The following is a 25,302-nucleotide window of genomic DNA, read 5'->3' on the forward strand; positions in this document are numbered from 1 at the left end:
TTTTCTTTGTAAATAAACTTAATAGGGTAAAATCCGGGGATAAAGGCGAACGCTAACGCTTCTTCAGAACGATTCCATCCACTCTGCTGCTGCCCACCACCATCGGTCATTTTTTGTGATGTAGGTGTTGCAGTAAGAGTAAAGCATCTTTAGAAATACGCTAAAGATGCTTTATACTATTTTTGCAACTGAGATAACAAACACTCCATCTCTGGATAGCTTGCTCAAATAAATAACGTCCATTCTCCATGCACGGCAAATGCCCCATGAAAGAATGGACGAATACTTCAAGCAGCTTTACTCATCTATTTTCAGTACCGCCATAAATGCTTCCTGTGGTACTTCTACGTTACCGACCTGCTTCATACGCTTCTTGCCCTCTTTTTGCTTTTCGAGCAACTTCCGTTTACGAGAAATATCGCCGCCGTAGCATTTGGCCAAGACGTTTTTACGCATCGCCTTAACGGTTTCACGCGCCACAACCTTTGTTCCCACAGATGCCTGGATCGGCACCTCGAACATTTGACGCGGGATGAGCTCGCGCAGCTTCTCACAGATAATACGTCCGCGATGATAAGCCCGATCTCTATGCACGATGAACGACAGCGCATCGACCTGCTCGCCATTCAACAAAATATCCATTTTCACCAGGTTGGACTGGCGATAGCCTGAAATCTCATAATCAAAGGAAGCATAGCCTTTGGTACTTGATTTAAGCTGATCGAAGAAATCATATACGATTTCAGACAGCGGAATTTGATACGTAATGGTTACCCGTGTCGTATCCAGGTATTCCATATTTACGTATTCCCCACGCTTGGTTTGACAAAGCTCCATCACCGTACCTACGTAATCATTAGGGACGATAATACCTGCTTTAACATAAGGCTCTTCCACATGTTCAATCCGTCCGATTTCCGGATAATTCGATGGGTTGTCGATCTGGATCGTTTCCCCATTCGTCAACTTTATGCGGTAAATAACGCTTGGTGCTGTTGTAATCAGCGGAATGTTAAATTCACGTTCAATCCGCTCCTGGATAACGTCCATATGAAGCAGACCAAGGAATCCGCAACGGAAGCCAAAGCCCAACGCGCTTGATGTTTCCGGCTCAAAACTGAGCGAAGCATCGTTCAACTGTAGCTTTTCAAGCGCCTCACGCAGATCGTTATACTCCGATGTTTCGATTGGATACAGACCGCAATAAACCATCGGATTTATTTTGCGATAACCTGGCATCGGTTCTAATGTTGGATTTTTTGCATCTGTCACGGTATCCCCGACACGCGTATCGCCTACATGCTTAATTCCGGCAACGATAAAGCCAACATCACCGATATTCAGCTCGTCCACGATGTTCATACGCGGCATAAAAGCACCAACTTCAATAACATCAAACGTTTTGTCAGTCGCCATCATTTTAATTTTCGAACCGGCTCGGATACTACCATCCACGACGCGAACATATACGATAACGCCTTTATAAGGATCATAGTGCGAATCGAAAATGAGTGCCTTGAGCGGATTATCCGGATTACCTTGCGGAGCAGGTACACTTCTGACCACCTGCTCCAAAATTTCCTTGATACCGATTCCAGCTTTGGCTGAAGCATGTACGGTCTCGCTTGTATCCAAGCCGATAACATCCTCGATTTCCTGTTTTACCCGCTCAGGATCAGCACTTGGCAAATCAATCTTGTTAAGCACCGGCAAAATCTCCAGATTGTTATCCAACGCCAAATATACGTTAGCCAACGTCTGTGCCTCGATTCCCTGCGCGGCGTCTACTACCAGCAAAGCACCTTCACAGGCTGCCAAACTACGGGATACCTCATACGTAAAATCGACGTGTCCCGGTGTATCAATCAAATTCAAAATGTACTCTTCGCCGTCATCGGCCTTATAAGTGAGTCTCACTGCCTGGAGCTTGATCGTAATTCCGCGCTCCCGTTCCAACTCCATCTGGTCAAGCACTTGTTCCTGCATTTCACGAGAAGTGAGTGCACCGGTATATTCTAAAATCCGGTCAGCCAGCGTTGATTTACCATGGTCTATATGTGCAATGATACTAAAGTTCCGAATTTTACGTTGTCTTGCCAAAATGTCAGTCATGCCTTACCCCCACACAATGCCTAGTGTCAATCAGCTTATTATAGCAGTTGTAAGGGGGGTCAGCAATATTTCTATTCTGTTACTCCATCAAATACAGATACGACCCATCGAATGCCCTGTCTCGACAGGTTTTGAAGCAACCCAGCTGTTTTGTCTGCCATCGTATCCACCGAGGCTTGCTGTTCCTTGACGGCCAGCAGTTCACGCGGTGTCTCCAGGCCCTGAGTATTGACATGCTGCGCAGTCGTCGAATACCACCTGTATGTCCCGTGCTCCGTCTGTTCCTCATTTTCTTCCCTTCCACTAGCTTCGTTTATACCCACTCCCAGTGTCGGCTCAACCTTAACATTTCCACTTGTGCTATACGTACCGCTATATGCACGAGCGTTAACTGCGGGTGTATCCTCAATAACCGTCTGTTCATATCCGACTTTCTGTTGATTTACCGATTGAATCGTATCCCCGTTCCATTCCGGTCCATACACTGAACGCAGGCCAGATCCTGCCAGTTGCATACCGAGTAGAATGCCTGCCCCCATGAGCAGTACAAATCCAAGTGCTTTCTTACGAAAATGTCCAGACATTACCCTTCCCCCTTACCGCTACCTCATTTAATTGCCGCTGTTGCTCTTTTTTGTATCCGATACGTTAGTGCCCGCTTTCTGAGCTTTCTGATCTTCCCAATACACTTCACCAATCATGTCTGCCAAAACGTCCGAGGTACGTTTTAACTCCTCCTCGGTGTTGTCAATACCCCCGATTTCGATCAAAATACTGTGGGAAGACAAGCTTTGATTGTACTCACCGTTATTGCCTTTGCCACCATCTTTCCCCCATACACCACGTGATACGCCGTGATACGATTTTTCCAACTTTTCATGAATACGAGCAGCAAAAGCTTCATTCTCGCGCCAATTTTTGTTGTCATGCCCGATAATAAAATATACCTTGGCATATGAAAGCCCATTAATGGTTGCTGTTGTTTTTCCGTGACGTTGTGAATCTCGATGGATATCAAGCAGATAAGTTAAACCTTTATTTCCAGCTAAAGCTTCCTTGACTGTTTCGCGTGAATATTTATAAGAGTAGTTCCAATTGTAATTTTGAACGGTAGTGGCATAATCCTTGTTTACATGCAATGTGGATATCCCTTGCTTTTCCAGTCTCTTCTTTACAAAGTCCCCTACCCTTGACACATTAGCTGATTTAGAACCTGAATTAGGATTGGAACTGGTTTTGCTGAGTAGTGGGTTATATGCTTCTCTGGGATGAGAATGGTAGATTAATATACGCTTGTCCCCTTTGGCTGTATCACCTGGATGATCCTCACGTACCGGGTCTGTTTCCGGTGTTGTCGGAATATCCGGCGTAGTAGTCGGTGGATTCTCAGATGTATCTGAGCCACCAGGGGCATCCGTCGTCCCCTGATCGGGCTGATAATCCGTAGGACCCTCTACCTTGGTGTTCCCCGAACCCTTGCGCAGCAAGACAGGTGCTCCTGCAGACATACCAGGAATCTCACGAGAAATGAGACTTTTAGGGTCCTGCGGATTAATACCTGTAAGCATCTGAAAAACAAAAGGCGACCATTGTTCACCCGACAACGAAGATTGTTGCTTCTTTTGTGCCAAGTGAGGTACTTCCATACCTAGCATATCCGCAAAAAAACCACTAGACACCGAACCTGCCAATCCTTTCATGGAAGAAACAGGAGAGGTTTGTAGACGATTTTCTGCCAATCCCCCTAGCCCCAAAACGACAAATAAAAGCGCCGAGCCCATGATCAGCAGCACAAGCGTATGTCCCATCGCCAAAATTTCGATACCTTTTCTTCTCCATCTTCCGACGTTCCAGGTCTGAATTTTTTTCATGTGGGCCTTGTCCTCCTTCGTCCCGTCGAAACCCGCTTTATTTAGGAACATAGGGTTCCTATCTGCTGCGGAAATCTCTTATACTTCAACTCTATGAACGGAGAACAATTGCTAGAACACAAAAAATCTCTACCACAGGTATATCACCTCCCTTTTTGAAAGAGATTAGATTCCTGTTAAATAGAGACTTTTGTGTATGAAATACGATTGTACCAACCCTTGATTAATGCGTATAGGCGGCGACATTGCCAGGATCAACAGCTTCGTGTAGAGCAGCGTTCAATCCAGTAGCAATAATGTTCGCGATATCTTCAATAAATTCATCGATCTCTTTAGGAGTCACAATCAGATCATGCCCAAGCGGTTGTAGGACCTCTCTCACAAGCCCAAGTCTCTCAGGTTCTGAAATATCGTCCAACATCCCCAGGATTGCTTTTGTAGAAGCCTTTTCTTTGGTAAAATGTGTTTTCATCAGTTCAATTACGTTATTGACAATGGTCGAAGCGTAGCATACCGTTGGTACGCCGATAGCGATACACGGAACGCCCATAATATCCTTGGTAATACCGCGCCGCTTGTTGCCAATACCTGAACCTGGATGTATCCCGATATCGGCCACCTGAATGGTCGTGTTGACGCGCTCCAGTGAACGTGACGCCAGAGCGTCAATGGCAATAATCAGTTCTGGCTTTGTGCGATCCACGATGCCTTGAACGATTTCACTGGACTCGATACCCGTAATACCCAGGACGCCCGGTGCAATTGCGCTCACATCTCGATAGCCCGGGTTGATTTGATCAGGTGTCAGTTCAAAAAATTGACGAGTCACCATTAAATTTTCAACGACAAGCGGACCCAGAGAATCGGGAGTGACGTTCCAGTTGCCCAGACCTACCACCAGTACCTTTGCCGTATTAGAGATTCCTATTTTTTGTATAAAATGCTCCATTTCTTTTGCAAATGCAATAGCGACACGTTGCTGGAGCCCCGTGTCGCCTTCACGCAGGCCGGGTACTTCTAGTGTGACGTAATGTCCTTGTACCCGCCCAATACGGTTGGCTCCTTCTTCATTCAGTACATCCAGCCGTGTGATTTTGATTCCGTTATCTTCCTCCACATTCTCACTTATGCCCGCCAGAGGTACAGGCTGATCCCGTTCGGCCAGTTCTCTTGCCTCTAATGCCAAATCCGTGCGTACCGCATACTTCTGCAAATCCAGATCCATCTTTTAAGCCTCCTTGGATACCATCTTTGACTATAGTGTGCGAGACACCCAACAGGTTTATGCACATCCATTTTCATCCTGTAATTTGCATCGCCTCAGAATGTTTTCTTATTGCAATTTGAGGTGTGGCATGCTAAAATATTTTAAGTTGTGAAACGTTTGTGTTCATAAGTAATGCCTTTACAGGAGGTGAATGTAATGCCAAACATCAAATCCGCTATCAAACGCGTTAAAACTAGCGACAAACGCCGTGCGTTGAACGCTTCCCAAAAATCTGCGCTTCGTACAGCAGTAAAAGCTGCCGATACAGCGTTGGTAGGTAACGAAGCTGAAACTGCTGCTGCTGCTTTCAAAGTAGCTTCCCAAAAGCTGGACAAGGCTGTAACTAAAGGTCTGATCCACAAAAATGCAGCTGCTCGCAAGAAATCCCGCTTGGCGAAAAAACTTAACGCTCTTACAGCTCAAGCGTAAGCAAGAGCTACTTTCATACGTTAATGAAAAAAACCTGACCAGCCTTGGCTGATCAGGTTTTTTTAGTTTATAACTTTTATTAATTTATAGAGTCAGCTTTTCACGATACATTAGCTGACTCTATAACAGCACATGGGGGGAATTAGATTGAAGCCCCCGCACCCATTTTCATCAAAAATAGTTCCAGTCCCAGTACCTTGTCAACGACACCTGTTTTCATATGATAATCCAGCTCGCCCAATTCGTAGAGAAGCTGACGCAGCTGCTCAGGGCGAAACCTCCGCGCTTGGTCTCCTGCAACTTTCACCCCATAAGGATGCAAACTAAGCTGACTCGCAATTTGTTGCTGGGAATAGCTTTGGCCTGCCAGCTCTTTGACCTGCAACATAATACGGAACTGGCGCGTGATCAAAGCGGCAATCTTGATCGGTTCCTCTTTTTGCTTAAGCAACTCATAGAAAATACTGAGTGCCTTATCCAGCCGCAAATTAGCCAGATCCTCAACCATCGCAAATACGTTTTGCTCTGTGTTACGAGGCACCAGGGATTCTATATCAGCGGATGAGATGGTTCCCTGTGCTCCTGCGTACAAGCAGAGCTTGTCTATCTCAGCAGCCAAGGATTGCAGCCCAGTACCTGTGAATTGAATGAGGCTTTCAGCAGCTCCTGCAGCCAATTGCACTTCTCTTTCTCCTGCACGCTTATGAATCCAAGCCACAAGATCATCTCCACCCATTGGAGCAAAAGCAATAACCGAAGCATCACTTTTCAGTTTTTTGACAATCTTTTTCCGTTCATCCAACTTTTCAGCCTGAACCGTAAAAACGATGACGCTATAGTCAGTCGGGTTATCCATATAAGTCAACAGCGTCTCAAGCCGGTGCTCTATCTTACCGCTATCTTTGCCTGCTGCAAATACACTGGTATCCCGTACAATAATCAGCTTCTTTGGTACCAGAAAAGGCGCTGTTTCCGCCTCCTCCACGACCACCTCAATGGGCGTTTCGGTTAAATCATAAGGAATGATGGCGAAGTCACGGTGCTCCTCTTCCACCACTTTCTCTTTAAGCATCTCAACAAACTGCTTCATTTGATATTTTTCACTGCCGTATAGCAAATACACTGGCGAAATGTCGCCTTTGCGAATAGCCTTAGAGGCTGTTTTTACATCCATTTTCCGTTCTCCCCCCACCCAATGATGGTACCCGACATCCGACCGGAAGGCAAGTCATGATACAAACGAAGGGACCCTGCCTATAGGCAGGATCCCTTCACCACCATCTATATCAACACGGCAGCAGAAAGCTCTAGAAACTTTCGGCCGTCGGGATACGACGTCGGTTCATATAGTTTATTCTCTGTTTTTAAAAGTGTGTCAACTTACGGAAACTATTTTCCAGTGCTGCGCGGGACGGTGTACGTATATTTACTTGCTGTCCCATCCTGCTCCGTCTCATACATAAAGGTCTGGCTGTCTTCTGACCAGCTTCCTTTGACCCAGGCACCTTTTAAAGTACGGACTTCCAGGGTTGTTCGGTCTACACCGTTATCGGAAAGCTTATACACTTTCAGCTTTTTGCCCTCAATAGCCACCGCATAGCTACCATCAGGCGAGTTGAGCTGATCTGTAGATGCGGATTGGGCACTATAGCTGGAAGCATTATCGTTGTCTGGAGAGACCAGTGAATTAGATACAAAGCCTTCTTTACGAACCGGGTCTTGTGACACGGATGATTGCTGATCATTAGAAGCTGCATTGCTGCTATCCGTTCCCAAGGCATTCCCCGAATCCTTAGTGATGCTTTTGGAAGTCGTGTCTTTCGACGTTTCGTTTGACGCAATCCGCTCCTGCACCTTCAATTCCTGACTAAGCGACGAAGATGAATCATTCGTACTTGTGCTATCGTTATTACCGTCCTGAGCCGTACCCGTACCCGCTAGGGGCGCTTTTTCCATTTTCGGTTCTAACTGTTCATCAGATGCAATCGTAGGTTGATCAGATTTTTCCTGACTTAACTGTTTGTCCTCAGATTTAGGAGCATCTCCAGCAGACGGATTTTCCTTTGTCATCTGACGATCCGTACGTAGCTGTCCCTGCCCTTCCTCCTGACGAGAAGAATGTTCAGCTGGTGTAGACTTCGTCGAATCTTCCTCCCCAGCTCGCTGATCGTCACGTTTCCCAGCATCCCGTTTGGAAGAGTTCTTTTCATCGTCTGCATTGGTTGCACCTTGTTTGCTCAGGTCAGGTTCTTTATCCGCAGGTGGCCGAGATGCATCCGTTCCTTGCCCCTGCTCTGACGGCTGCTGTGTAGAATCCGAACCAATGGCTGCATCACGGCCTCCACTGCCATTGGATGTATCTGGAAGAATTCCCGTCTGATTCTGCGGATTCGTCACTTCGGGCGTCTGGGTTGTAAGTATGCCTTCCGCATCCTGCACTGTTTTAGGCTCGAAGTTAAATACTACAATCCCCAGTACAACAGCAGCGGCAGCCACGCCCATAGCAGCGCGCCCAGCCATTCGATTCCACCAAGGTGTAGGCTGGGTACGCTGTCTAGGCACTGGTCCAGGCTCTACAGTCACAGGCTGCATTTCCTGAAGCGCACTTCCCTGCTCTTCACGTGCGCGGTCAATGGCATCAAGCTGAGGCATGATGGAATCCACCAGGCTGAACGCCGGGGAAACCGCAGGCAATTCCTCCAGCTCGCGAGAGAGTGTCTGAAGAATAAGAAATTTTTCCGCACAGTCCGGGCAAGTCGCAATATGGTTCATTAATTGGGACGTCTCTTCTTCGCCCAGCTCATGATCCACATAACGCTGCATCCAATCCATCACCTCTTCCCCACACTTCATCCTGATACACCACCTTTCTGATATTCCTGAAGTAGCCCTTGCAATTGCTGTCTTGCACGATATAAGTATGACTTGACCGTATTTAGCGGCAAATCCAGAGAATCTGCAATCTCGTTATAGGAGAAATCCTGCAAATATCTTAAGACAATTACCGTCCGGTGGTGTTCCGGAAGCTGTTGTATAGCCTCACGAACATCCTGTGCCATGTAAGAGGTCAACACCTCGACCTCCACGTTTTGGGGATCGTTGAATATCATGTCGTGCTCGTCAATGGAAACCGAGGGTTTCGTTCTTCTGAATTTGTCGATGCATATATTCGTTACAATGCGTTGGACCCAGGTTTTAAACTGCGCTTTTTCCTCATAAGAGTTAATTTTGGAATAGATCCGTATGAGGGCTTCTTGTGAAGCATCCATGGCGTCCTGCTCATTGTTTAGAATGTAATATGCCGTACGGTACACATGCTGTTCTATCTCTCTTAATAGGGTAATGAGAGCGTCGCGATCGCCCGATTGAGCGGCTCGAATGAGTCCCTGCTCTACCACAAAGGATCCCCCTCTCCCTGCAATATTACAGACGTATCCATTTTGCAAATTGTTGCAGGATAGACGTCTGACACTAATTTTATTTTTTTAACAAAAAAAAATTATACCAAAAAGCCCAGAATCCCCAGCGTATCCTCCTTTAGAATAACAGAAAAAGGGAAGGTAGTCACCTTCCCCTAGCTCCTACATACATCTAAATGCTAGCCTATCGAGCTGCAGGATCATATTGTTACTTCTTGGAAACCAAAAAATCAGATATGAGTTCTAATTGATAAGTCAGAGCAATCGGATCTTGAAAATAAAAATCGTCGATTGAGTATTGATATACTTTACCTGATTTAACGGCAGAAAGGTTCTTCCACACACTTTTAGATAAAATATCTTTTCCTTGGTCTGCTCCGTCGCCTCGGATACCCAACATTAAAAAATCGGCATCGCCCAGCATCTCCGGTAAAGCCTCTATTGAAATGCTGGCCCACCCCTTCTCGAACGCTGCCTTTTCTACCTTCTCAGGAGCATGAAGTCCCAGCTCATCATAAAGTATGGCTCCTCCACGTCCATAAGATTTTCCATATAGATATAATTCTTTTCCTGTAATCTCAAAAATAGCGATTTTTTTACCCGAATCAATGACGTCAGACAAAGCCTGTTTCTTCTCAGCAATCTTGGTTGCAAAATCAGCCAAGCAATTCTTCGCTTCCTGCTCCTTGTTTAACACTTTGCCCAGCTCCATCAGACGATCCTTATACTGATATTTACCATATGGAATAAACACAGTAGGCGCTATTTTTTTCAGATTTTCATATGCTTTCTCATCATAGGTAATGATCAGATCCGGCTTTAGGGTGATCACCTTTTCAAGGGACAATGCGGAGCTGTCACCGATATTTTCAACACCATTCAAGTATTTTTTATAATATGGAGCATTAAATACGGTATCTGGAACCCCTACAGGTGTAATACCAAGTGCTAGCACATCACCTACATAATCACCGACTGCTACTACGACACGCTGGGGATGCTCAGGAAGGGTAATTGTACCTTTATCACTTTCATATGTACGTGTGGCAGCTTCATCTCTTGTTGACGTGGTCTGGGGAGCAGCAGATTGACCGCTTTCCGTTGCAGTCCCACCCCCACTTGTAGCGCATGCACTCAATACCAGCATTAAAGAAATAATGAACAAACAAGCTGATGCTCTAAATTTAAAATAACTCACAATATTCCTCCCGTTAATAATGATTCTCATTTTCATTACTCATATGATTCTATCAAAGCTTACAGCTACTGTCCATGCAGATTGGATTCAAAGCAAACAGCCCACTCCTGAGAGTGAGCACCCGTTTTAGTATGTTGTTGTATTAGTATCTGTTTTGTACTGTTTGCGTTGGTAGCGCACACTCAGTTTTCCTTGCTGTGCTCGAATCTGTATCTCTCCCATCGTATCTGTTCGATATATAGCAGAATCAACTGCCGATAAACGTTCCAATACCGCTTCATTCGGATGTCCGTAAGTATTGGTCGCACCGACCGAAATAACGGATACTTTCGGTCGCCAGTAGGATAACCACTCTTCCGAGGTGGAATACTTGCTACCGTGATGTGCTATTTTCATGACATCTACAGCTTTCCCGACAGCCCCCGTTACTCCCTTATCTTTCACACTTGATGAAAAACGAGTTAATTCAGAGAGCAACGACGACTCTGCTGCATCATCCATATCTCCTGTGAACAAAAACGAGGCTCCCTCCATCTCTAATATCATGGCAACAGAGTAATGATTTTGCTCCTTCATAACAGGCAACTGCTCAGATTCGTCCTCCGGTAGCGTAAACGGATAGAGAAAGCGGATTTTCGTAGCCTGGTCTGGCTCCCATTCCATACTATGATGTGCACCGTACAGCTTAATCTGCTTGTCTAAAGCCGTGTTCAACAGCTTACGGAATGGGGCTTTATCTGTCAGGGTACCATTAAAAAACAAGGTAGATACGGGAATCTGGTCAAGCACAGCCTGTAGTCCTCCGGCATGATCATGATCTCCGTGTGTTAAAATGACAGCGTCCAGCCGATGTACACCTCGTTGCTTTAGCAAGGGTACAATCGTATCTTCACCTACCTCGTAGGGATCTGCGCGTTTGCGCCAAGCATTTTTCCCTGTAGCAAAGTCCATTGTACCCCCGCCATCTACCAAAATATGTTTCCCGCCCGGCGTGGTAATTAGAATGCTGTCACCTTGGCCCACATCCAGATATTGAACCACCCCCGTATTTCTCCCACCAGGAGATTGATAACCTGTATACAATATGCCAAGCCAGGCGATAACACTTAGAGCCAGTGCCAAATGACGATAACCATTCCACTGTCGACGCGCAAATTTCCCTGCTCCCTCAGGTTCATGAGCTATATTCAAAACAGCAGCCCATTCGGCAGAAGCCGCTAATCCCGTATACACGGGTGATGATATGGGCGTGGAATTCAAAACAGAATTATCGTCTGTTTGCCTGCGAGATGTCAGCCACGTTTTAAGCCAGTACAGAACACTATACAGAGCTGCGTAATACGCCATGACCCACAGGATGGAGGAAGACGGCCAAATACTCACATAAGCATCATCCACATTCAGCCATTTCACTAGTAAAAAGGTTAAATCGTTCAATTGCTCTGCCGGCCACGCAAGAATACGAGCCCCATCCCCCCACAAAAAGGAAAGCCCCATCGCCACCGTACCTATCGGAAGCACGATATATGTAATAAGGGGTACAAGCACAAAATTGGCCGCAAGTGATAACAGCGAAAATTGATTAAAGTAGAATACCGTCATTGGAAACGAAACAAGCTGTGCCGTAATTGTAATCGCAACCTCACCTCCGATTAGGAAAGGCCATTTGGCGAAAAACGGCTTCATAAGCGGCATATAAATGAGCAACCCACCTGTCACCAAAAAGGAAAGCTGAAAGCTGACGCTAAGTAGATAATATGGATTCCAAATCAGCATGAGCAACGCGGATATACTTAAAATATTAAGTCCGTCTTTGAGCACACCTCGTCGGGCTGCAAACAAGCCGATCATCGCCATAATTCCCGCCCTCACAACAGAGGGAGAAGCACCTGTCAGCAGGACATAAGCCGGAATGAGTATCAAAACGACTGTAAGAGATGTCTCGCGGCTAACTCTTAGTAGCTTGAGTAAATATAATAGTGTAGCTGCATATACCGCCACATGCATGCCCGATATTGCTAAAATATGCGTTAAACCAAGCTTCGTAAACTCGTTATACGTTGCTGGGTCCAACTCATCTGTTACTCCAAGCACCAGTCCTTTCATATATCCTGCGTGATGAAGTGATGTAAATGCCGATTCCATTCTCTGCCCTAGTTGCTCCCTTAGCTGATCATTCCATCTGAACAAAGTGTAGCGGTTCCACAGTGAAGCCTCCTGCTTCTGTAACGAGGCTGCTCCATCGCCTTTGAAAAGCCAGTGGATTTCCTGTGTGTGCAGGTATTCACTATAATCAAAGCTACCAAAGTTCCCCGCTTTTGTAGGAGCCTTTAAGGTGCCACGCAGTACGACTGCATCTCCACGTTGCCACGCTGCCGCAAGTTGCTGTTCCTGCTTGGCAGCCAACTTGATATGAACAATGACCTGTTCAGAAATTGGTGTACGATTCTCGTCCTTTTTCGAATGACTTCCGTAGTGATTGATTGAGGTGACTCTCATCTCAAACTGTGTTCGATCACCATCTACCTGTACTTCAGAAGCGATAAGCCCTGCTACTTGAACAGGCATGTCTTCCACCATAGAAGACGATACATGAAGAGCATCGGGAATACTGCTAACATTATGCGTATCATGCCAAAACCAATGAAATCCACCACCGCTGAATGCAAGCCAAAGTAATACCATATGCCGGATGGGGATTTTCATCCATAAAGCTATAAGCGGAAAGATCAGGGTAACCCCCGCCCAGAGGAACAAAAGCATATGTCCAGAATACAGACATGCTCCCGCACTTCCTGTAATCCAACAAACAGTAAGGGTCAATATAGGTCTAGTTAACACAAGCTTAGCTTGAATACAATCACCTTCCGGTAGCAAACATTGCTTTCTGTCCAAAAAACACAAAACAAAAAGAACCTCTGACAAAATAGCATTCGTCAGAGGTTCTTCCTCGTTTACTTTTTTAATTCATTACATCCATCAGCGTTTCTTTTGGTGGATGATAGGTTTTCAGCATACGAAAGGCGATTCCCTTTTCCTCCATCATAGCACGAACCTTGTCGGCATCTTTGGGATAAGGTCGGTGGTATACAATCTCCACAATACCGCTGTTCGCCAACATATTGGCACATGTCCAGCATGGCTGGTCGGTGACATATACTGAAGAGCCTTCACGATCAATTCGGTCAGTAAACAGCAGCAGGTTCTGCTCCGCATGAATAGTGCGAATACAACGCTGCTTCTTAACCATTTCCTCGCGCCCATCACGGTGAACGACCTCATACTCCTCTGAGATCATGCAGCCTGCCTCAGAACAGTCAGGTACCCCGGATGGTGCTCCATTATAGGCCGTCCCCAAAAGCTTTTTACCTTGTACAAGTACGGCTCCAACATGACGCCGCGCACAGCGCGAACGGGTGGATACCATATAAGCGATATCCATGAAATAGGTGTCCCAGTCCTTGCGTACATCTGCACTCATTTCCATCTCTCCCGTATAAACAAGTTAAAACGTAAACCATATCCGCTACCGCCGTTCTCAGGACCTGTACATTATAATCTTATATAAGTTACAAACTGACATACGGCTTCATTTTAGCCAACATTTTAGCTCCGATTCCCTTTACATGATCCAAATCGTTCACACGTTTGAACGCCCCGTGCTGATTACGGTAGTTCAGTATAGCCTCGGCTTTTTTAGCCCCAACCCCTGGTAATTCCATTAACTCAGCAGCAGTCGCCGTGTTAATGTTTACCTTTTTTTCGCCGGAATCGGGTGTAGTAACTGAATCACTTACCGTATTGGTCCTACTCGTCGTTGCACCACTCGAACTGACAATACCTGTGTCTGAGCTCGGATTCGCAACACCTGACTGCTTTACGGTACTTGAATTTCCCGCAATAGAGTTTTCGCTCACAGCAGCAGATACACTAGTAGAAATCTGCACAGTATCACGTTTCACATTGTCAGCGGCTTCGGCATTCCTACTGCGCTCAGCTTTGTCTGAAGGTTCTTTTACACCAGGCTTTTTCTGGGCGTAGTCACTGCTGCGCTGCGACTCATTTGGCTCTGTCTCCATCGCCACAGCCTTCTCCACCTTATGGTTAAGTAAAGTCCACTCTTCTTGCGGCTCAGAGCGCTGTCCTCCGGCAAATAAAATAAGTCCACTCCCGATTACAGCAAGCGTTATCGCTGTTCCTGTCCATACACGTTTCATTTCCGTATCGTCCCCTACTTCACATGGATATCGGGAAATTGAGCCGACTGAAAACACCGTCTCAATCAAACAGAGCAAGTCTGCCCAATTCCCGTTAAACCGGAGGGTGCAAACAACCTCCATACGGTCTCGCTGTGAGCATTTTCACAAAAAAGTGGTACGACCCCGGGGACGATCTAACATGCTCAGACATAAAATTCGTCATGTCGGCCAAGACCAGGCGCATACACTAAGAAGAATGACAGCTGACAGCACAGCGTCTATACCGCAAAGTATGAAAGGAGGACGTTGAACAATGAAAGTTGGATTTATCGGGACTGGCAGCATGGGAAGTCTGCTAATTGAGTCTTTTATTAATTCTAACGCACTCAAGCCGCAGCAAATATCAGCAAGCAATCGAACGCATTCCAAGGTAACCGAGCTAGCCCGTCGCTATCCAGGTTTGCATGCAGCCCAAAGCAACCGTGAAACGGCAGCGGAAAGCGATGTTCTGTTTATCTGTGTGAAGCCGCTGGAATCAAAAGCCGTAACGGATGAAATACGCAACGTCATTACAGAAGAGCAAATCGTCGTATCTATCACAAGCCCGGTGCAGATTCGTATTTTGGAGCATGCACTGAAAGCCAAAGTGTCCAAAATTATTCCAAGTATCACCCACCAAGTGGGCAGCGGAGCCTCGCTGTGCATCCATGGAAGCCGGATTACAGAGGAGGATCGCACCCTTCTGGAAGAGCTTATGTCCCACATCAGCAGGCCGATTCGGGTTAAAGAATCTTATACTCGGATCACGTCGGATTTTTCGAGTTGTGGTCCTGCTTTCTTGGCCTTTTTTATGGACCAGTGGATTCAAGCCGCAGTTCAAGCTACAGGTATAGACCGTACGGAGCTATGCGCCCTGGCCGGTGAAATGATCATCGGCACTGGAAAGCTGCTCACGGAAGGCGGGATGACACCAGCCGAGTTACAGGCCAGAGTGGCGGTTCCCGGAGGTATTACCGCCGAAGCTCTCGCATTGTTGGACATCAGCCTGCATAGCGTCTTTCCCGAGCTGATACAGGCCACGCACAACAAGTATGAAGAGGACATGCAAAAGGTAGATGTCTCCTTCGGCTTAAAGCCGATTAACCGGCAACAATATTAACCAGCTTACCTGGAACAGCAATTACCTTGCGGATCGTTTTGCCGGCCAGTGCCTGCTGAACATTGTCCAACGACACAGCGAATGCCTCCATCGCTTTAGCATCAAGGTCCTTAGCAATCGTTGCACGCTGTACGATTTTACCATTTACTTGCACAACAATTTCCACTTCGGCGTCCACCGTCCACGCTTCATCATAAGCAGGCCAAGCCGCGTAGGTAATGCTATCATTGTGCCCCAGCAGCTGCCACAATTCCTCAGCCAGATGGGGTGCAAGCGGCGACAGCATTTGCACGAAGTTTTCCATTGCTGCACGCGGCAGAAGGTCTGCTTTGTATGCATCGTTGGTGAAGATCATCAGCTGGCTGATCGCTGTATTGAAGCGCAGCGCATCCAGATCTTCGGTTACTTTTTTCAGCGTTTTATGCCAAGTACGATTGAACTCATCGCTACCGCCGTCATTTGTAATTTTATCATTCAGGCTACCATCCTCGGAAACAAACAGGCGCCATACGCGGGACAGAAAACGATGTGCTCCCTCTACCCCATTCTCATTCCATGGCTTGGTCGCTTCCAGCGGCCCCATAAACATCTCATAAATACGCAGCGTATCGGCGCCAAACGTATTGACAATATCATCAGGATTAATGACATTACCGCGTGATTTACTCATTTTTTCATTGTTGTTGCCCAAAATCATACCCTGGTTGACCAGCTTATAAAAAGGCTCTTTTGTTTCCACTACGCCGATATCATACAGTACCTTATGCCAGAAACGGGCATACAGCAAGTGAAGAACCGCATGTTCCGCTCCGCCAATATACAAATCAACAGGCATCCATTCACGTTGTTTCTCTTTGGATACAAGCTCTTTATCATTTTTCGGATCAATAAAGCGCAGGTAATACCAGCAACTTCCTGCCCATTGAGGCATTGTATTCGTCTCGCGACGTGCTTTCATACCTGTCTCAGGATCAATGGTTTCTACCCAATCTGTTGCGTTCGCCAGCGGGGATTCACCTGTACCTGAAGGCTTGATATTGTCCATCTCCGGCAGTACGAGCGGAAGTTGGTCCTCAGGAACCGTTTTGATCGTTCCATCCTCCAGATGAATTACCGGAATCGGCTCGCCCCAATAGCGTTGACGGCTGAACAGCCAGTCACGCAGGCGGTAGGTGACTTTGCCGTGTCCTTTGCCCTCGGCTTCCAGCCATTCAATCATCTTCGGAATCGCTTCCTCATTGGTAAGTCCATTCAGCGGGCCTGAATTGACGTGCGGTCCATCCTCAGTATATGGCTCATTAGCCACATCTCCACCTTGGACAACCTCAATGATATTCAATCCGAATTGCTTGGCAAATTCCCAGTCACGCGTATCGTGAGCAGGTACAGCCATAATCGCTCCAGTTCCGTAGCCTGCCAGTACATAGTCAGCAATCCAGATCGGCAGCTTTTCGCCGTTCACCGGGTTCACTGCATAAGCTCCTGTGAATACGCCTGTTTTATCCTTGGCCAGATCCGTACGCTCCAGATCGCTTTTACGAGCAGCTTGTTCACGGTACTGTTGTACAGCATCCTTTTGCTCAGGCGTAGTGATAATATCCACTAATTCCTGCTCTGGTGCCAGCACACAGTAGCTTGCGCCGAACAGTGTATCTGGGCGGGTTGTAAATACTGTGAGTTGCTCGTCATAGCCTTCAATTGGAAAACGAACCTCTGCCCCGGTAGACTTACCGATCCAGTTCCGCTGCATATCCTTAATACTCTCAGACCAATCCAGTTCCTCCAGATCATCCAGCAGACGATCCGCGTATTCCGTAATTTTCAGCATCCATTGACGCATTGGTTTACGGACGACCGGATGACCGCCACGCTCACTCTTACCGTCAATAACTTCTTCATTCGCCAGCACTGTTCCCAGCGCTGGGCACCAGTTCACGGGTACTTCGGCTACATATGCAAGGCCGCGCTTGTACAGCTGGATGAAGATCCACTGTGTCCATTTGTAATAATCAGGGTCCGTCGTGCTGATTTCACGATCCCAGTCGTAGGAGAAGCCGAGCGATTTGATTTGACGGCGGAAGTTATTTACGTTTTTCACCGTAATTTCGCGTGGGTGCTCCCCTGTATCCAGCGCATGCTGCTCGGCAGGCAGACCGAAGGCGTCCCAACCCATCGGATGCAGTACGTTGTAGCCGCGCATTCTTTTATAACGTGAAACAATATCCGTAGCTGTGTAGCCCTCTGGGTGGCCTACATGCAGGCCGGCTCCAGATGGGTACGGAAACATATCCAAAGCATAAAACTTCGGTTTGCCCGCCTCTTCCCCGGTGCGGAACGTCTTGTTCTCATCCCAATATTTCTGCCATTTTGGTTCAATACTTTGCGGTTGATAGCCGTGCTTCGGCTGTGTGTCTGTCATTGTCTTTTCCTCCTCAAACGGTATGCAACAAAAAAACCTCTGCATCCCGTAGCGTGTCAGCGCTAGGGACGAGAGGTTATATTCCCGTGGTACCACCCTAGTTAGCAGAAAGCGTTCTTCGCGTTCTACTCCCTTTGCACCTGATAACGGAGGTGATCCGATGCGGGTTAATAACAGGATACAAGCACCTGTAAAGGCGTTCCTGCGTTGGACGCATATCTCCGAGGCGAGTTCACTTTGCGCTGTCAACCGGCTTGCACCACCCGCCGGCTCTCTATATGTCCAGACAAAGCTACTATTCCTCATCAGCGATTGTTTAACCGTTAATAATGGCACTATTATATTGAAAACCGCGAAAAAAGTCAAATAAGGACTAGCTTTGGTGTTAAAGACCCTCTTCATACTAATTGTTCATGACACATGCATACGAATGTTTTATAATAACTTCGAATTAAATTGATGAAAATTGAGTTGAGTTGAGATAAGAAAGGTGAGCTGAGACATGGCACAGATTAAAATTTTCGGAATAAAAGAAGCTCTAAATCCAATCAAAAAGCAGCTTTCAGAGGTGATTCATTCTGCTGTGGTGGATGCGTTCAAATATCCTCCAGACAAGAGGTTTCATCGTTTTTTCCCTATGGATCAGGAAGACTTTATATATGCCGATGGTCGCTCTGAGGCGTACACCATTATTGAAATCAGTATCTTTGAAGGCAGAACGACAGAAGCTAAGAAGCAGCTCATCCAGCTGTTATTCCAACGAATTACGGACCATTTTGGCATTGCTCCACAGGATCTTGAGATTACTATATTTGAAACGCCCAAACAGAACTGGGGTATTCGGGGTGTACCGGGTGATGAGCTTCAGTTGAACTATAAAGTGAATATATGAGTGCAAAAAGACGCCCTTCATGTCATCATGAAAAGCGTCTTTCTTTTCCTAAATTTGCTCAATGAGTCTTCACTATTTTACAGCAACATAAAACAGTCTCGCCGCGTCACCTTCTGCTTCTACCCATTCAAAATCCGCATATACCTTCACATCACGAAAACCTGCTTTGGACAATTCTGCCTTCATCCAGTCTGGGTCATAGGCACGCTGTACATGTATTTCCTCGAAACGCTGGTATAGATCGCGTCCTTCATGTTCTGCTTTCGCAAAGATACTAAGATGATGCTCAATTTCACAACGGGGAGTGTCCAACGCACATGTCCAGATATATGAGATAGAGCGATCATCCAGTACGAATGGCTGCTCTTCATCATAACGTAAAAACGTCTGGGGATGATGTACATCGAACAAGAAGGTTCCGCCAGGCTTCAGACCAGCATGAGTTCTACGAAAAGTAGAAATTATATCTTCTTCCTCCAACAAGTAATTCAGACAATCGCAAAAAGAAATTACAGAATCCACAGGCTCGGGTAAAATCCATTCTCTCATATCCTGCTGTATCCAGCGAACGCTTCCCTCACGAAACAATCGCTGTCCCTGGGGAGTGGTTTCCATTTTGCGACGGGCTACTGCCAGCATGTCAGAGGATAAGTCGATTCCAGACACTTCGAAGCCCGAGTTAACTAGGGGAATCGTAATCGAACCCGTTCCACAGCCCAGCTCAGCCACCGTATGCGGCATACCGTACTGATCCCAAGCCTGCCGTGCAAAGCGTAACCAGTCCGGGTACGGCATGTCCTGCATCAGCTCATCATACACATAGGCAAACTTCCGGTAAGAAGCCATTTTTATTCCCCATTCCCGTCCTTCGGTTTCGGCATTTTCTCCACCAGGTAGGTCCAGTTTTCCTTTTGTGTAACCATTCCTTCCTTCATCAGCTTGCCCATCGCACGCTTGAAGGCGGATTTACTAATACCAAACCGTTGCTTGATAATATCCGGCGGCGTTGCGTCGGAGTAAGGCATGCCGCCACCCGGACGCTCCTTCAGAAAAGCAATCAATCGATCTGCATCCTCATCACGGCCTACTTCCTTGCGTGGCGACATCGCCAGATTGACCCGACCGTCTTCGCGAACAAGTGTGACCCTTACCTTGACCTCTTCGCCCAAGCGAAGCATCCGGTTGCGTTCCGAGGAGTGAATCATCCCAATCGCGCCAAAACCAAGCACACCTCCGTCCACCAGAACGAATGTACCCATTTGAAGCGGCTTGTACACAGTCGCCTGTACCCACGTATTCAGCCACGAATCAGGGGCGTGGAAGCACAACGGAGCAAGCTCCTGTTCCCCTGCCAGCTTAGCCCGCAGTCTGCCTTGCTTGTCATGCTCCATAATGGCATATACGTAGTCGCCCACCCGAGGATGTAAATCTCGGTTTTCTGGCAACTCACGAATCGGCAGCAAAAGCTGACGACCCAATCCCATCTCTAGGAAACAACCCAAACGCGGATGCACATCGGCCACCTCAAGCTTTGCCATTTCGCCCAACGACAAGAACGGCTTTTTCATGGTTGCGGCCAAGCGGTCCTCTGTATCGTGAAAAATAAATACCTCCAACCGTTCACCAACTTCAATTTCACGTGTCAGCTCCGTATAATGCAGCAGCACATCCTGCTCACCAACAGTGAGAAAGTAGCCGAAAGGAGATACCTCACGATCCACCATAATGGTGACATAAGTACCGGCGATCAAACTCATACCTTTTCCACAACCTTAGCATCCGACCAGAGTCGTTCAATGTTATAGTATTCGCGCTCGTCGCGATGGAAGACATGCACTACGACATCCCCCAAATCCATTAGAACCCAACGGGCGGAATCCATTCCTTCGATTCCTTTGATGGTTACACCTTCATCATGAGCGCGTTTGCGAATTTCTGTTGCAATCGCCTGTACCTGTGTATCCGAATTACCGTGGCAGATGACAAAATAATCAGCTACTAGTGATATTCCCCGCAAATCCAGTGCGACAACATTCATTGCCTTTTTATCATTTGCAGCATCAACCGCTGTTTGCATTAATTGCTCATTAGTTAGGGTCATTCATGAACCTCCGTTTTTCTCTGTTTTAGTTGTTGAATCAAGTCATTACGCGACAAGACTGTTAGTGGAAAAATAACCTTTTTCTTTTCCAGCAACAATGAAATCGTGGAGTCAAATCCAGCGATAAGGCCCTGCTCCAAGCTTTTCTTTGCCTGTTTACGGATATGCTCAACCCCCGGAAAATCCCGTCCCGGTTCGATGTAATCAGCGAGACACACGACTTTATCCAGCAGGCTCATACCTACGCGTCCTGACGTATGCCAGCGAATCGCATTCCTTATTTCCGGATCATCCACTCCGTAATCTCTTGCTGCAACGCAGTATCCTACCTCTGAATGCCAGAGCTGCTTGTCATGTTCCAAAAGCTCCTGATCACATTCGGGATGACTGCGAATCACCTCTTCCATCTGCTGAACAGGCCAATATTTTGCTACATCATGCAAAATAGCCGCCAGTTCTGCCTTATCCGGATCTGCTCCATAGCGCTTCGCAAGCTCCACTGAGGTATGCATAACACCTAGTGTGTGCTTCCAGCGCTTTTCAGGCATTTGACCAGATACGGCTTCCATTAATTGCTCACGGCTGTACTTCATACAAACAGCCCCTTGTAATATAGTCATGCACACGATCAGGCACAAGATAACGGATAGTGCGCCCTTCCGCAGCACGCTCTCGAATATCCGTCGACGAAATATCCACCACCGGCATATCCGCCAGCAGTACCTTGTCCTTCAAATAATGCGGCAACTCATCCAACGCAAGCTGGAACCCTGGGCGCCGAACACCAATAAAACAAATTCGCTGCGCCAGCTCCTCAATTCCCTGCCAATGAGGCAAGTAGTTCACCATATCCGCACCAATAATAAAATAAAAATCCACAGCAGAGTGCAACTCCTGAAGCTCCTTGATCGTGTCAATGGTATAGGATACTCCCCCGCGAAGCACTTCAATATCCAGCACTTCAAAAGCAGGATGACCCGCCACCGCTTCACTCGTCATCTCCAGACGTTCCTTACCGCTCGCCCCCGCCTGATGCTTGTGCGGAGGGATATGAGAAGGCATAAACCATACTTGATCCAGCCCATAGGCATCTCTTGCCGCTTCTCCAGCCAGCAGATGTCCAATATGAATCGGGTCAAATGTACCACCCATAATACCGATTTTCATAATTTTCTCCCCGCGTGTTATCCTCTAGGCAACTCGATTTCCTTATGATCACGGGATTCTTTGTACAAAATAATAGTGCTCCCGATGATCTGTACAAGCTCAGAACCTGTCTCCGCGGCCAGTTCTTCCGCAATTTCATGCTTGTCGTCCAAACAGTTGTTCAAAATTTGCACTTTCATCAGCTCACGCTTTTCAATCGCATCGTTGATGTGACGCATAAGATGCTCATTCGTACCGTTTTTACCTACTTGAAAAACCGGGTCCAAATGATGCGCCATTGAACGCAAATATCTTTTTTGTTTACCTGTTAACATGTATATTTAACCCCTTCGTCGCCACATATACAATGCAGCATTTCCATAATTTTAATGTACAATCTTACTTACGACAGGCTACTCAGCACAGCCGCTCTCATTTGCTCTACAGCAGGGACAACCCCTGTAAAATACTCAAAAGCCACTGCCCCCTGGTACACGAACATGCCCAAACCCCCATGTACAGTGCAGCCGCGCTGTTCACGGCTTTCCTGTAAAAGTCTCGTTTCCAGCGGGTTGTAGATCAAATCACTCACAATGATTCCCTCCGGAATCAAGCTCGGTTCCAGTGGAAGCTCATCCGCTAAAGGAGACATTCCCACCGAGGTTGTGTTAATCAACACATTCACTGTGGCGAGCACGCTCTTGGCATCTTCGTTGGAATAACCCCTCACTGGGATCGCTTCCGTCGTCCACTCTAATGCCAGTTGCTCAGCTTTGTCACGTGTTCGGTTCAAAATAATAACCGATTCCGGTTGCTCCTCCAACAGAGCATGAATCACACCACGAGCAGCCCCTCCGGCTCCAAGAACAGCAATTCTTGCGCCCTTCAACTCGACAGAAGTCTCTTCTTTGAGGGAACGTACGTAGCCAATTCCGTCCGTGTTATAGCCCTTAAGACGTCCATTGTCATTCACTATCGTATTGACAGCGCCAATGAGTCGGGCCCCTTCATCAATCTCATCCAGATATTTCATAACCTCAACTTTATGGGGAATCGTCACATTGACTCCGCGGAAATGCAAAGCACGAATCCCCTTCATGGCATCTTCCAGCTGATCCGGTTTGACATGAAGAGGTACAAAATCTCCTTCAATCCCCGCTGCCTGTAAAGCTATTTTATGCATAAGAGGCGATTTGGAGTGCTTGATCGGATCACCCAATACGCCCAATAGTACAAGACCTTGTTCGGTCGCTTCAGACTCCCCGCTGTTCATCGTTGTTCTCCCCCATATTGCAAAATATTAGGCTGCACAAATACATGAATGGCGGCAGGAACCAGTACCTGTTCCTTGCCGCCCTATAACATGGTTACAGCAACGTTATATCAACGCAGGCCGCAAAAGCACACGGACTCCCCGAGGAGCATGAACCGCAATCAGAGCTCCGTTCTCGCTATTTACCCTGATCCATCCCAAACCGGAAATGTAGATGTCCGATGGAGATTTGCGTGGAACGCGGAACTCATGTCTTGTCCATTCCGGCATCTCTGCCAATTGATCGCGTGTTGGCGGAGATAACAATTCCCCGGCATGATCAGCGAACAACTGATCAGCTCGCTCCAGCTTCGTGCGATGTATCTTAAGACCACCGTTAATGTAGCAGGTAAATGATTGGTGCTGACCCTCCACAAAATCAAATCGGGCCATACCGCCGAAAAACAATGTTTGTCCGGCATCAAGCTGATATGCAGCAGGCTTCAGCGGCTTGTCTGGCATAATAGCGCTCAAGTCCTGGCGGGAGACGATTTCACTGAATCGCCAAGGGTATACAATACCCGGAGTATCAATAATGTGCTTGCCGTCGTCGAGCGGAATATTCACCATATCGAGTGTAGTTCCCGGGTAACGGGACGTTGTGAGTTCCTGCTCCATATCGCTATAATCACGAATCAAGCGGTTAATAAGCGTCGATTTACCCACATTTGTCGCTCCGACTACATATACATCGCGGTTACCACGGAGCTCAGATACCACATCCAACAGACGGTCAAAGCCCTGATTTTTTTTAGCTGAGCACAGTACGATTTCTTCCGTGCGTAGTCCTTGCTCCTTCGCTTGCTTTTGTACCCAGTTACGTACCTTGTTCCAATTCGTTACCTTAGGCAGCAAATCGGTCTTGTTCACAGCCAGTATAACTGGATTGGAGCCTACAAAGCGTTGCAAACCGGAAATCAAGCTACCTTCAAAATCAAAAATATCTACAATGTGGATGACGAGCGCATCCTTGTCGCCAATCTGGCTGAGCAGCTTCAAGAACTCATCTTGATCCACCGTAACTGAAGACGTCTCATTATAGTTTTTGATCCGAAAGCAACGCTGACAGATGACAGGTTCGCGAGTAAGCAATTTTTCAGGAATATATCCCGGAAGCTCCGGGCTAGTGGTCTGCACGGTGATACCGCAACCACTACATTTGACGGCAGTGCCGCCGTCAGGTCTTTCAGTCATTCTTCTTTTCCTCCTCAAGCCATAAGCCTTTCTTGCGTAACCTTGTGAGCGCGATTCGCTCCAACCGCCGATTAAATCGGGTCATGACTCCTTCATCATGAATGGATATCGGTAGCACCAACACCGTATGCAATCCCAGTCGGTTGCCTCCCAATACGTCCGTCAACATTTGGTCCCCGACCATAATAGTCTCTTCCGGAGTCAGCCCCATCATACGGATGGCTCTACGAAAAGACGAGTTGGAGGGCTTCCGTGCGGCATGTATAAATTCAATGTCCAAAGGCGTAGCAAACACGGATACACGGTCCATATTGTTGTTAGACACGATGACAAGCTTAAAACCCGCCTGTTTGACCTTCTCAAACCAGGCCACCAGCTCGGGAGTCGCATTCGGCGCTTTTGCACCGACCAGCGTGTTATCTAGATCCGTAATAATGCCGCGATATCCTTGAGCATACAAGCCTTCAAGATCAATATCAAAGACGGTATTCACCCGTAATTTGGGCATCAGCATTTCAAACAACGTCGGTCACCTCAGTTTCATACGACAAACTATACCATATTACTATGGCTTAGTAAAAAGC

24 protein-coding genes and 1 other annotated feature are annotated in these 25,302 nt (G+C 47.0%); of the genes, 3 read left to right on the top strand and 21 right to left on the bottom strand.

What is annotated here, in order from left to right; all coding sequences use genetic code 11:
• Positions 1 to 297: 297 nt before the first annotated feature.
• The 4 genes from lepA to gpr all read right to left on the bottom strand — a co-directional run bounded on the left by lepA (position 298) and on the right by gpr (position 5,208).
• Positions 298 to 2,112 (bottom strand): translation elongation factor 4, encoded by a 1,815-nt coding sequence (gene lepA, locus AOU00_RS04370; RefSeq protein ID WP_069290026.1) that lies wholly within the window; start codon positions 2,110 to 2,112, stop codon positions 298 to 300.
• Between the two features lie 71 nt (positions 2,113 to 2,183).
• The gene (locus AOU00_RS04375) at positions 2,184 to 2,696 is read right to left on the bottom strand and encodes a hypothetical protein (RefSeq protein ID WP_069290027.1); all 513 of its coding nucleotides are present in this window, start codon (positions 2,694 to 2,696) and stop codon (positions 2,184 to 2,186) included.
• Positions 2,697 to 2,723: 27 nt separating this feature from the next.
• Positions 2,724 to 3,983: a stage II sporulation protein P gene (locus AOU00_RS04380; protein WP_069290028.1), complete on the bottom strand. Its 1,260-nt coding sequence runs from the start codon at positions 3,981 to 3,983 to the stop codon at positions 2,724 to 2,726.
• Positions 3,984 to 4,206: 223 nt separating this feature from the next.
• Positions 4,207 to 5,208, bottom strand: coding sequence for a GPR endopeptidase (gpr, locus tag AOU00_RS04385; RefSeq protein WP_039272306.1), 1,002 nt, complete (start codon positions 5,206 to 5,208; stop codon positions 4,207 to 4,209).
• Between the two features lie 198 nt (positions 5,209 to 5,406).
• Between gpr and rpsT the strand changes: the two genes are divergently transcribed.
• The gene (gene rpsT / locus AOU00_RS04390; RefSeq protein WP_013311181.1) at positions 5,407 to 5,679 is read left to right on the top strand and encodes a 30S ribosomal protein S20; all 273 of its coding nucleotides are present in this window, start codon (positions 5,407 to 5,409) and stop codon (positions 5,677 to 5,679) included.
• A gap of 142 nt (positions 5,680 to 5,821) precedes the next feature.
• Here the strand turns inward: rpsT and holA are convergent, their stop codons facing one another.
• From holA to AOU00_RS04425, 7 genes are all read right to left on the bottom strand, one after another.
• Complete coding sequence (gene holA, locus AOU00_RS04395) at positions 5,822 to 6,853, bottom strand: DNA polymerase III subunit delta (protein WP_029515366.1); 1,032 nt, start codon at positions 6,851 to 6,853, stop codon at positions 5,822 to 5,824.
• 215 nt (positions 6,854 to 7,068) lie between these two features.
• Positions 7,069 to 8,532: an anti-sigma factor gene (locus AOU00_RS04400; RefSeq protein ID WP_069290029.1), complete on the bottom strand. Its 1,464-nt coding sequence runs from the start codon at positions 8,530 to 8,532 to the stop codon at positions 7,069 to 7,071.
• The gene (locus tag AOU00_RS04405; protein ID WP_013311184.1) at positions 8,529 to 9,077 is read right to left on the bottom strand and encodes an RNA polymerase sigma factor; all 549 of its coding nucleotides are present in this window, start codon (positions 9,075 to 9,077) and stop codon (positions 8,529 to 8,531) included. Before AOU00_RS04405 ends, AOU00_RS04400 begins: the two co-directional genes overlap by 4 nt.
• A 229-nt stretch (positions 9,078 to 9,306) precedes the next feature.
• Positions 9,307 to 10,296: an iron-hydroxamate ABC transporter substrate-binding protein gene (locus AOU00_RS04410; RefSeq protein ID WP_081330677.1), complete on the bottom strand. Its 990-nt coding sequence runs from the start codon at positions 10,294 to 10,296 to the stop codon at positions 9,307 to 9,309.
• A gap of 126 nt (positions 10,297 to 10,422) precedes the next feature.
• Entirely contained in the window at positions 10,423 to 13,002 is a 2,580-nt protein-coding gene (locus tag AOU00_RS04415) for a ComEC/Rec2 family competence protein (RefSeq protein WP_237166272.1), read from the bottom strand.
• A gap of 256 nt (positions 13,003 to 13,258) precedes the next feature.
• Positions 13,259 to 13,777: a deoxycytidylate deaminase gene (locus tag AOU00_RS04420; protein WP_025723414.1), complete on the bottom strand. Its 519-nt coding sequence runs from the start codon at positions 13,775 to 13,777 to the stop codon at positions 13,259 to 13,261.
• Positions 13,778 to 13,865: 88 nt separating this feature from the next.
• On the bottom strand, positions 13,866 to 14,513 hold the full coding sequence (locus tag AOU00_RS04425; RefSeq protein ID WP_069290030.1) for a ComEA family DNA-binding protein: 648 nt from the start codon (positions 14,511 to 14,513) through the stop codon (positions 13,866 to 13,868).
• Between the two features lie 295 nt (positions 14,514 to 14,808).
• Here AOU00_RS04425 and comER point away from each other — a divergent pair, with 295 nt between their 5' ends.
• Positions 14,809 to 15,654, top strand: a complete 846-nt coding sequence (comER, locus tag AOU00_RS04430) for a late competence protein ComER (protein WP_028540440.1) — start codon at positions 14,809 to 14,811, stop codon at positions 15,652 to 15,654.
• On the opposite strand, the gene leuS is transcribed toward comER, so the two are convergent.
• Entirely contained in the window at positions 15,635 to 18,073 is a 2,439-nt protein-coding gene (gene leuS / locus AOU00_RS04435; protein WP_069290031.1) for a leucine--tRNA ligase, read from the bottom strand. The genes comER and leuS overlap by 20 nt on opposite strands.
• A 61-nt stretch (positions 18,074 to 18,134) precedes the next feature.
• Positions 18,135 to 18,391, bottom strand: a binding site (T-box leader).
• A gap of 184 nt (positions 18,392 to 18,575) precedes the next feature.
• Here leuS and AOU00_RS04445 point away from each other — a divergent pair.
• Positions 18,576 to 18,965: a tautomerase family protein gene (locus AOU00_RS04445; RefSeq protein WP_069290032.1), complete on the top strand. Its 390-nt coding sequence runs from the start codon at positions 18,576 to 18,578 to the stop codon at positions 18,963 to 18,965.
• Positions 18,966 to 19,037: 72 nt separating this feature from the next.
• Here the strand turns inward: AOU00_RS04445 and AOU00_RS04450 are convergent, their stop codons facing one another.
• The 9 genes from AOU00_RS04450 to AOU00_RS04490 form a co-directional block, all read right to left on the bottom strand.
• Positions 19,038 to 19,811, bottom strand: coding sequence for a class I SAM-dependent DNA methyltransferase (locus AOU00_RS04450; protein ID WP_039272314.1), 774 nt, complete (start codon positions 19,809 to 19,811; stop codon positions 19,038 to 19,040).
• A gap of 2 nt (positions 19,812 to 19,813) precedes the next feature.
• Positions 19,814 to 20,722 carry a CvfB family protein gene (locus tag AOU00_RS04455; RefSeq protein WP_029515375.1) on the bottom strand — a complete coding sequence of 303 codons (909 nt, stop codon included), beginning with the start codon at positions 20,720 to 20,722 and terminating at the stop codon, positions 19,814 to 19,816.
• Complete coding sequence (rsfS, locus tag AOU00_RS04460) at positions 20,719 to 21,066, bottom strand: ribosome silencing factor (protein WP_025723405.1); 348 nt, start codon at positions 21,064 to 21,066, stop codon at positions 20,719 to 20,721. The genes AOU00_RS04455 and rsfS overlap by 4 nt, the downstream gene beginning before the upstream one ends.
• Entirely contained in the window at positions 21,063 to 21,659 is a 597-nt protein-coding gene (yqeK, locus tag AOU00_RS04465) for a bis(5'-nucleosyl)-tetraphosphatase (symmetrical) YqeK (protein WP_039272316.1), read from the bottom strand. The genes rsfS and yqeK overlap by 4 nt, the downstream gene beginning before the upstream one ends.
• Positions 21,643 to 22,233: a nicotinate-nucleotide adenylyltransferase gene (nadD, locus tag AOU00_RS04470; protein WP_039272317.1), complete on the bottom strand. Its 591-nt coding sequence runs from the start codon at positions 22,231 to 22,233 to the stop codon at positions 21,643 to 21,645. The genes yqeK and nadD overlap by 17 nt, the downstream gene beginning before the upstream one ends.
• 17 nt (positions 22,234 to 22,250) lie before the next feature.
• Entirely contained in the window at positions 22,251 to 22,547 is a 297-nt protein-coding gene (gene yhbY / locus AOU00_RS04475) for a ribosome assembly RNA-binding protein YhbY (RefSeq protein WP_013311197.1), read from the bottom strand.
• A gap of 68 nt (positions 22,548 to 22,615) precedes the next feature.
• The gene (gene aroE / locus AOU00_RS04480; RefSeq protein ID WP_069290033.1) at positions 22,616 to 23,485 is read right to left on the bottom strand and encodes a shikimate dehydrogenase; all 870 of its coding nucleotides are present in this window, start codon (positions 23,483 to 23,485) and stop codon (positions 22,616 to 22,618) included.
• 105 nt (positions 23,486 to 23,590) lie between these two features.
• Complete coding sequence (gene yqeH, locus AOU00_RS04485) at positions 23,591 to 24,718, bottom strand: ribosome biogenesis GTPase YqeH (protein ID WP_039272319.1); 1,128 nt, start codon at positions 24,716 to 24,718, stop codon at positions 23,591 to 23,593.
• A complete protein-coding gene (locus AOU00_RS04490; RefSeq protein ID WP_013311200.1) occupies positions 24,711 to 25,241 on the bottom strand; it encodes a YqeG family HAD IIIA-type phosphatase in 531 nt (176 codons plus the stop codon). The genes yqeH and AOU00_RS04490 overlap by 8 nt, the downstream gene beginning before the upstream one ends.
• Positions 25,242 to 25,302 lie beyond the last annotated feature (61 nt).

Origin of the sequence: Paenibacillus polymyxa, assembly GCF_001719045.1 — a bacterium.
GTDB classification, from domain to species: Bacteria; Bacillota; Bacilli; order Paenibacillales; family Paenibacillaceae; genus Paenibacillus; species Paenibacillus polymyxa_B.

Bases quoted from the DNA above. Each gene is read 5' to 3' on its own strand.
- lepA (WP_069290026.1), bottom strand. From the start codon at position 2,112: ATGACTGACATTTTGGCAAGACAACGTAAAATTCGGAACTTTAGTATC.
- AOU00_RS04375 (WP_069290027.1), bottom strand. From the start codon at position 2,696: ATGTCTGGACATTTTCGTAAGAAAGCACTTGGATTTGTACTGCTCATG.
- AOU00_RS04380 (WP_069290028.1), bottom strand. From the start codon at position 3,983: ATGAAAAAAATTCAGACCTGGAACGTCGGAAGATGGAGAAGAAAAGGT.
- gpr (WP_039272306.1), bottom strand. From the start codon at position 5,208: ATGGATCTGGATTTGCAGAAGTATGCGGTACGCACGGATTTGGCATTA.
- rpsT (WP_013311181.1), top strand. From the start codon at position 5,407: ATGCCAAACATCAAATCCGCTATCAAACGCGTTAAAACTAGCGACAAA.
- holA (WP_029515366.1), bottom strand. From the start codon at position 6,853: ATGGATGTAAAAACAGCCTCTAAGGCTATTCGCAAAGGCGACATTTCG.
- AOU00_RS04400 (WP_069290029.1), bottom strand. From the start codon at position 8,532: ATGAAGTGTGGGGAAGAGGTGATGGATTGGATGCAGCGTTATGTGGAT.
- AOU00_RS04415 (WP_237166272.1), bottom strand. From the start codon at position 13,002: ATGAAAATCCCCATCCGGCATATGGTATTACTTTGGCTTGCATTCAGC.
- AOU00_RS04420 (WP_025723414.1), bottom strand. From the start codon at position 13,777: ATGAGTGCAGATGTACGCAAGGACTGGGACACCTATTTCATGGATATC.
- AOU00_RS04425 (WP_069290030.1), bottom strand. From the start codon at position 14,513: ATGAAACGTGTATGGACAGGAACAGCGATAACGCTTGCTGTAATCGGG.
- comER (WP_028540440.1), top strand. From the start codon at position 14,809: ATGAAAGTTGGATTTATCGGGACTGGCAGCATGGGAAGTCTGCTAATT.
- leuS (WP_069290031.1), bottom strand. From the start codon at position 18,073: ATGACAGACACACAGCCGAAGCACGGCTATCAACCGCAAAGTATTGAA.
- AOU00_RS04445 (WP_069290032.1), top strand. From the start codon at position 18,576: ATGGCACAGATTAAAATTTTCGGAATAAAAGAAGCTCTAAATCCAATC.
- AOU00_RS04450 (WP_039272314.1), bottom strand. From the start codon at position 19,811: ATGGCTTCTTACCGGAAGTTTGCCTATGTGTATGATGAGCTGATGCAG.
- AOU00_RS04455 (WP_029515375.1), bottom strand. From the start codon at position 20,722: ATGAGTTTGATCGCCGGTACTTATGTCACCATTATGGTGGATCGTGAG.
- rsfS (WP_025723405.1), bottom strand. From the start codon at position 21,066: ATGACCCTAACTAATGAGCAATTAATGCAAACAGCGGTTGATGCTGCA.
- yqeK (WP_039272316.1), bottom strand. From the start codon at position 21,659: ATGAAGTACAGCCGTGAGCAATTAATGGAAGCCGTATCTGGTCAAATG.
- nadD (WP_039272317.1), bottom strand. From the start codon at position 22,233: ATGAAAATCGGTATTATGGGTGGTACATTTGACCCGATTCATATTGGA.
- yhbY (WP_013311197.1), bottom strand. From the start codon at position 22,547: ATGTTAACAGGTAAACAAAAAAGATATTTGCGTTCAATGGCGCATCAT.
- aroE (WP_069290033.1), bottom strand. From the start codon at position 23,485: ATGAACAGCGGGGAGTCTGAAGCGACCGAACAAGGTCTTGTACTATTG.
- yqeH (WP_039272319.1), bottom strand. From the start codon at position 24,718: ATGACTGAAAGACCTGACGGCGGCACTGCCGTCAAATGTAGTGGTTGC.